At 65.4% G+C, this 5,105-nt stretch carries 5 protein-coding genes; 4 read left to right on the forward strand and 1 reads right to left on the reverse strand.

Translation table 11 applies throughout. The annotated features are described in order from the left end of the window. Nucleotides 1–162 precede the first annotated feature (162 nt). On the reverse strand, nt 163–1,668 hold the full coding sequence (gene rluB, locus HNP46_RS35470; RefSeq protein WP_184598954.1) for a 23S rRNA pseudouridine(2605) synthase RluB: 1,506 nt from the start codon (nt 1,666–1,668) through the stop codon (nt 163–165). A gap of 122 nt (nt 1,669–1,790) precedes the next feature. Here rluB and HNP46_RS35475 point away from each other — a divergent pair, with 122 nt between their 5' ends. The 4 genes from HNP46_RS35475 to HNP46_RS35490 all read left to right on the forward strand — a co-directional run bounded on the left by HNP46_RS35475 (nt 1,791) and on the right by HNP46_RS35490 (nt 4,562). Continuing rightward, entirely contained in the window at nt 1,791–2,225 is a 435-nt protein-coding gene (locus tag HNP46_RS35475) for an NUDIX hydrolase (protein ID WP_184598956.1), read from the forward strand. Nucleotides 2,226–2,375: 150 nt separating this feature from the next. Next, nucleotides 2,376–3,803: a cytochrome-c oxidase, cbb3-type subunit I gene (ccoN, locus tag HNP46_RS35480; protein ID WP_184598958.1), complete on the forward strand. Its 1,428-nt coding sequence runs from the start codon at nt 2,376–2,378 to the stop codon at nt 3,801–3,803. A 1-nt stretch (nt 3,804) separates the two neighbouring features. Continuing rightward, a complete protein-coding gene (locus HNP46_RS35485) occupies nt 3,805–4,035 on the forward strand; it encodes a cbb3-type cytochrome c oxidase subunit 3 (RefSeq protein WP_184598960.1) in 231 nt (76 codons plus the stop codon). A 260-nt stretch (nt 4,036–4,295) separates the two neighbouring features. Beyond that, on the forward strand, nt 4,296–4,562 hold the full coding sequence (locus HNP46_RS35490) for a DUF2790 domain-containing protein (protein WP_184598962.1): 267 nt from the start codon (nt 4,296–4,298) through the stop codon (nt 4,560–4,562). The last annotated feature ends 543 nt before the right edge of the window (nt 4,563–5,105 follow it).

The raw sequence follows: 5,105 nt of genomic DNA on the forward strand, positions 1-5,105 counted from the left end.
GCATGCGCGTGCTGATCGTGAGGCTTAACGCAATGGTCAGGGATGGCACACAGTGGCGAACGGAGAATGGGTAAAAGACAGTTGCTCCTACGAAAGCCTCTGCCCAGAAATCCAGCAATAGAAAAGGGCTCCGAAGAGCCCTTTTTCATTTGTCGCTAACGCTTAGCGCTTGAAGCCCGGACGCATGCCATCACCGGCCGCCTGCGGACGGCGCTTGGCGATCGGCTTGCGGGCCACCGGCTTGCCGGGACGCTCGGCCAGCGGGGCGCCTTTCTCGCGAGCCGGACGGTCGCTCGGCGCCTTGCGCGGGGCGCGGCCTTCGCCGGCATCGCTGCGCGGGCCACGGGCCGGACGGTCGGCGCCGTCACGCGGGGCGCGAGCCGGACGATCACCACCTGCATCACGCGGCTTGCGCGGTGCACGGCCTTCGCCGGCGTCGCTACGCGGGCCACGGGCCGGACGATCGGCGCCATCGCGCGGAGCGCGAGCCGGACGATCACCAGCGGCATCACGCGGTTTGCGCGGGGCGCGGCTATCGGCGGAGTCGCCACGCGGGGCGCGGGCCGGACGGTCACCGGCATCGCGCGGAGCACGCGCCGGACGCTCACCAGCACCATCACGGGACTGGCGCGGAGCGCGGCTGTCAGCGGAATCGCCACGCGGGGCGCGGGCGGGACGCTCGTCGGAATCGCGCGGACCACGGGCCGGACGCTCACCGGCAGCCGGACGGGGAGCACGTTGCGGACGCTCGCCTTCGACGCGCTCGGTACGGGTACGCGAACCACGGCCCGGACGCTCACTGGGCGCCAGCTTCTTGCCGAGCTTGCGCTCCTGGCGCTCGACCTTTTCCTTGGTCTTGGTGGAAACCGCCGGCAGGGCGACAGGCTTCAGGCCGACTTCCTCGCTGAGGATGTCCAGCTCGCGCTGGCCCATTTCGCGGTAGCGGCCCATGGTCAGTTCGGAGGTCAGGAACACCGGTCCGAAGCGCACGCGCTTCAGGCGGCTGACCACCACGCCCTGGGATTCCCACAGGCGGCGGACTTCGCGGTTACGGCCTTCCATCACCACCACGTGGTACCAGTGGTTGAAGCCTTCGCCGCCCGGCGCTTCCTGGATGTCGCTGAACTTGGCCGGGCCGTCTTCGAGCATCACGCCGGCTTTCAGGCGTTCGATCATCTCTTCGTCGACTTCGCCGCGTACGCGTACGGCGTACTCGCGGTCCATCTCGTAGGACGGGTGCATCAGGCGGTTGGCCAGTTCACCGTCGGTGGTGAACATCAGCAGGCCGGTGGTGTTGATGTCCAGGCGGCCGACGTTGATCCAGCGGCCGCTGCGCAGGCGCGGCAGGCGGTCGAACACGGTCGGACGGCCTTCCGGGTCGTCGCGGGTGCAGACTTCGCCTTCGGGCTTGTTGTAGATCAGCACGCGGCGGACGTGCTCTTCGATCTTCTCGCGCTTGAGCAGGCGGTCATCGACGGCGATGGCATCGCGGTCGCCCACGCGCTGGCCGAGGGTGGCGACGGCGCCGTTGACCTTGACGCGGCCCTCGTCGATCCAGGCCTCGACGTCGCGGCGCGAGCCCACGCCCATGCGCGCGAGGACTTTCTGCAGTTTCTCGCCGGCCGGGGCTGGGGTAAGTTCTTCGTGGTTTTCGTGCGTGTCGGTCATCTGGGCACCTCCCGGTGTGGCATGCAACGAATAAAAAAGGTCGCGCATCATACGCGCTCGCGGGCAGCAAAGCACCGTCCGCAGTCGGGAAAGACTAGCCGACTTACAGGGGGAATGAAGCCATGCAGCAGGAAGACGACTTCACCGGCGCCAAGCTCGCGCTGTTTCACGCGGGCCAACTGGTGGTCTACAAGCGTGATGAGAAGGCCGGTATCCCCTACCCCGGTTGCTGGGATTTCCCCGGCGGCGGCCGCGAAGGCGGCGAAAGCCCGGCGCAATGCGCCCTGCGCGAGCTGGAGGAAGAGTTCGCCCTGCGCCTGGACGAGCAGCGCATCGAATGGCAACGCCGCTACCCTGCCACCCACGGCCCGGCGCCCTGGGCCTGGTTCCTGGTGGCACGGCTGCAGCAGGCGGAGTTCGAGGCCATCCGCTTCGGCGACGAAGGCCAGTACTGGCGCCTGATGCGGGTCAGCGAATACCTCGCCCACGAGCAGGCGGTGGATTACCTGCAGGAACGCCTGCGGCATTTCCTCGCAGGGCGACTGGACATCGCCTGATTCCGCGCGCCGGGCCGCTGATCCGTATTTGCGTGGCCCATCTGAATCTGTTTCCTCTCTCACCGTTTACCTAGATTGCCCGCTCACCGGAGCACGCCGGATTGCAGTCCAGCGTGCGCCCGGACGTTCTGTCACAAGCGGGAATCCAGCATGAACACGAGAAGCACGGAGCAGGCGTACAACTACAAGGTGGTCCGCCAATTCGCCATCATGACGGTGGTCTGGGGTGTGGTCGGCATGGCCATGGGGGTACTGATCGCCTCCCAGCTGGTCTGGCCGCAACTGAACCTGGACCTGCCGTGGACCAGTTTCGGGCGCCTGCGCCCGCTGCACACCAGCCTGGTGATCTTCGCCTTCGGTGGCTGCGCGCTGTTCGCCACCAGCTACTACACGGTGCAGCGCACCTGCCAGACCCGGCTGTTTTCCGACAGCCTCGCGGCCTTCACCTTCTGGGGCTGGCAGGCGCTGATCGTGACCATGATGATCAGCCTGCCGCTGGGTTACACCACTACCAAGGAATACGCCGAGATCGAATTCACCGGCGCGGTGTGGATGGCCATCGTCTGGGTCGCCTATGCCGTGGTGTTCTTCGGCACGCTGCTCAAGCGCAAGACCTCGCACATTTATGTGGGCAACTGGTTCTTCGCCGCCTTCATCCTGGTCACGGCGATGCTGCACATCGTCAACCACCTGGCCATTCCGGTGGACTGGTTCAAGTCCTACCCGGTGTATTCCGGCGCCACCGACGCCATGGTGCAGTGGTGGTACGGGCACAACGCGGTGGGCTTCTTCCTCACCACCGGCTTCCTCGGCATGATGTATTACTTCGTGCCCAAGCAGGCCGGGCGCCCGGTGTATTCCTACCGGCTGTCCATCGTCCACTTCTGGGCGCTGATCACCCTGTACATCTGGGCCGGCCCGCACCACCTGCACTACACCGCCCTGCCCGACTGGGCACAGAGCCTGGGCATGGTGATGTCGCTGATCCTCCTGGCACCCAGCTGGGGCGGCATGATCAACGGCATGATGACGCTCTCCGGCGCCTGGCATAAGTTGCGCACCGACCCGATCCTGCGTTTCCTGGTGGTGTCCCTGGCGTTCTACGGCATGTCGACCTTCGAAGGTCCGATGATGGCGATCAAGACCGTCAACGCCCTCTCTCACTACACTGACTGGACCATCGGCCACGTCCATGCCGGCGCGCTGGGCTGGGTGGCGATGATTTCCATCGGCTCGCTCTATCACCTGATCCCCAAGGTCTTCGGTCGCGAACAGATGCACAGCATCGGTCTGATCAACGCACACTTCTGGCTGGCCACCATCGGCACGGTCCTCTACATCGCCTCGATGTGGGTCAACGGCATCACCCAGGGCCTGATGTGGCGGGCGGTGAACGCCGACGGCACGCTTACCTACTCCTTTGTCGAAGCGCTGCAGGCCAGCCACCCCGGCTTCGTGGTGCGCATGACGGGCGGGCTGATGTTCCTCAGCGGCATGCTGTTGATGGCCTGGAATACCTGGGTGACCGTGCGCCAGGCGCGCCCCGAGGCGATGCGTGTCGCCGAGCGGATGGCCTGAGATGACACTGTGGCTGGGGTTGTTCGGCCTGCTGGCGCTGTATTTCGGCGTCGGCTGGTGCCTGCGTGCGCACCGCGAGCGCGGTATCGAGGAGGCCAGCATGCTGCCCTTTGCCGATGACGAAGAGGTCGCCCGACGCATGGAGAAGGCCACCGGGCGCAGCCGAACCGGCTGCGCCTGCCCCGGCCGCTGCCAGGGCGATTGCCAGCACTGGCGCGACTGGCAGCCCTAGTACGGCACTTTGCGGGCATGCCTGCGACAGAGCGCCACATCACCTCCATCAATTTTCATTAGCAAGCACATCAATTTCCCGGCGGCGGCCACGAGGAGGAATATCACTCCCGTGCCCCGCCACCTGATGGACGCCTGCAGCATCGTCCCCTGTCCTGTCTGGACCCCAGGACAGACATCATCGATGCCAGTGCTCCCCGGTGGGGCTTTCCAATCCCACTCAAGGGCCGCCGAGCGGACCCTTCATCGAGGAAATAAAGAATGAAGCTTGCCTCTGTCGTGTCGGCTGTCATCTCCAGCCTCGCCCCGATGGCTTTTGCCCAGGACGCAATCAAGAACCCCGGCGCCGACCTGCCGGTTACCGAATACCACTACGGCATGTCCCTGGACGTCGACAAGGTCCTGCACCGCACCGACAACACCGGCAAGGTCGGCATCGTGCCGGCGTACATGGTCTACCAGGATCACGAAGGCCAGACCCACAAGGTGCGCTTCCTCGAATGGGGCGGCAGCACCAGCCAGGGCTGAGGCTCAGCGAATATCGCTCTCCGGCCGTCTTGGCCAACCCCGCGGGCCAGTGGTGGCGGTCGGGGGGCGATCCTGAAATCCTTCTGTGAATCCCGTTGGCGTAGGAGCGGACTCGGTCCGCGATCCGCCGGCAAGGCCGGCACCTGATAGCCACTCCGATTTTTCCGCCTTGCGTAGGAGCAACTGTCTTCTTCTGATCGTTCGTACCTCGGATTTCCCCTCTCCCCCGCCCTGGCTGCGCGCCCCGCTCCGAAGGGAGAGGGCGCTATCCGTGCCGACTGACGCCATGGTTTCAGCCGGCACCGAACCAGTCCCCTCTCCCTTCAGGGAGAGGGTTAGGGAGAGGGCGGTCCCCGCGAAGAACTTTACGTAAGAGCGGACTATGTCCGCGATGCTCTTGCTTGTAGTTGGGTGTTTCAGCGTCGCTTCGGCGTGCGCATTGGCTTCGTGTTTCGCCCCCTCGGGCGACCTCCTTTGGCAAACGACCCAAAGGAGGCAAAGGTCTTCGCCCCTGCCATCCGGCTTTTCGCTTCGCGAAAAGTA

Source organism: Pseudomonas nitroreducens (assembly GCF_014204515.1).
Taxonomy (GTDB): domain Bacteria; phylum Pseudomonadota; class Gammaproteobacteria; order Pseudomonadales; family Pseudomonadaceae; genus Pseudomonas; species Pseudomonas nitritireducens_A.

What these genes read in the sequence shown, in the direction of transcription:
- HNP46_RS35490 (WP_184598962.1), top strand. Translation starts at nt 4,296, where the DNA reads ATGAAGCTTGCCTCTGTCGTGTCGGCTGTCATCTCCAGCCTCGCCCCG.
- HNP46_RS35485 (WP_184598960.1), top strand. Translation starts at nt 3,805, where the DNA reads ATGACACTGTGGCTGGGGTTGTTCGGCCTGCTGGCGCTGTATTTCGGC.
- ccoN (WP_184598958.1), top strand. Translation starts at nt 2,376, where the DNA reads ATGAACACGAGAAGCACGGAGCAGGCGTACAACTACAAGGTGGTCCGC.
- rluB (WP_184598954.1), bottom strand. Translation starts at nt 1,668, where the DNA reads ATGACCGACACGCACGAAAACCACGAAGAACTTACCCCAGCCCCGGCC.
- HNP46_RS35475 (WP_184598956.1), top strand. Translation starts at nt 1,791, where the DNA reads ATGCAGCAGGAAGACGACTTCACCGGCGCCAAGCTCGCGCTGTTTCAC.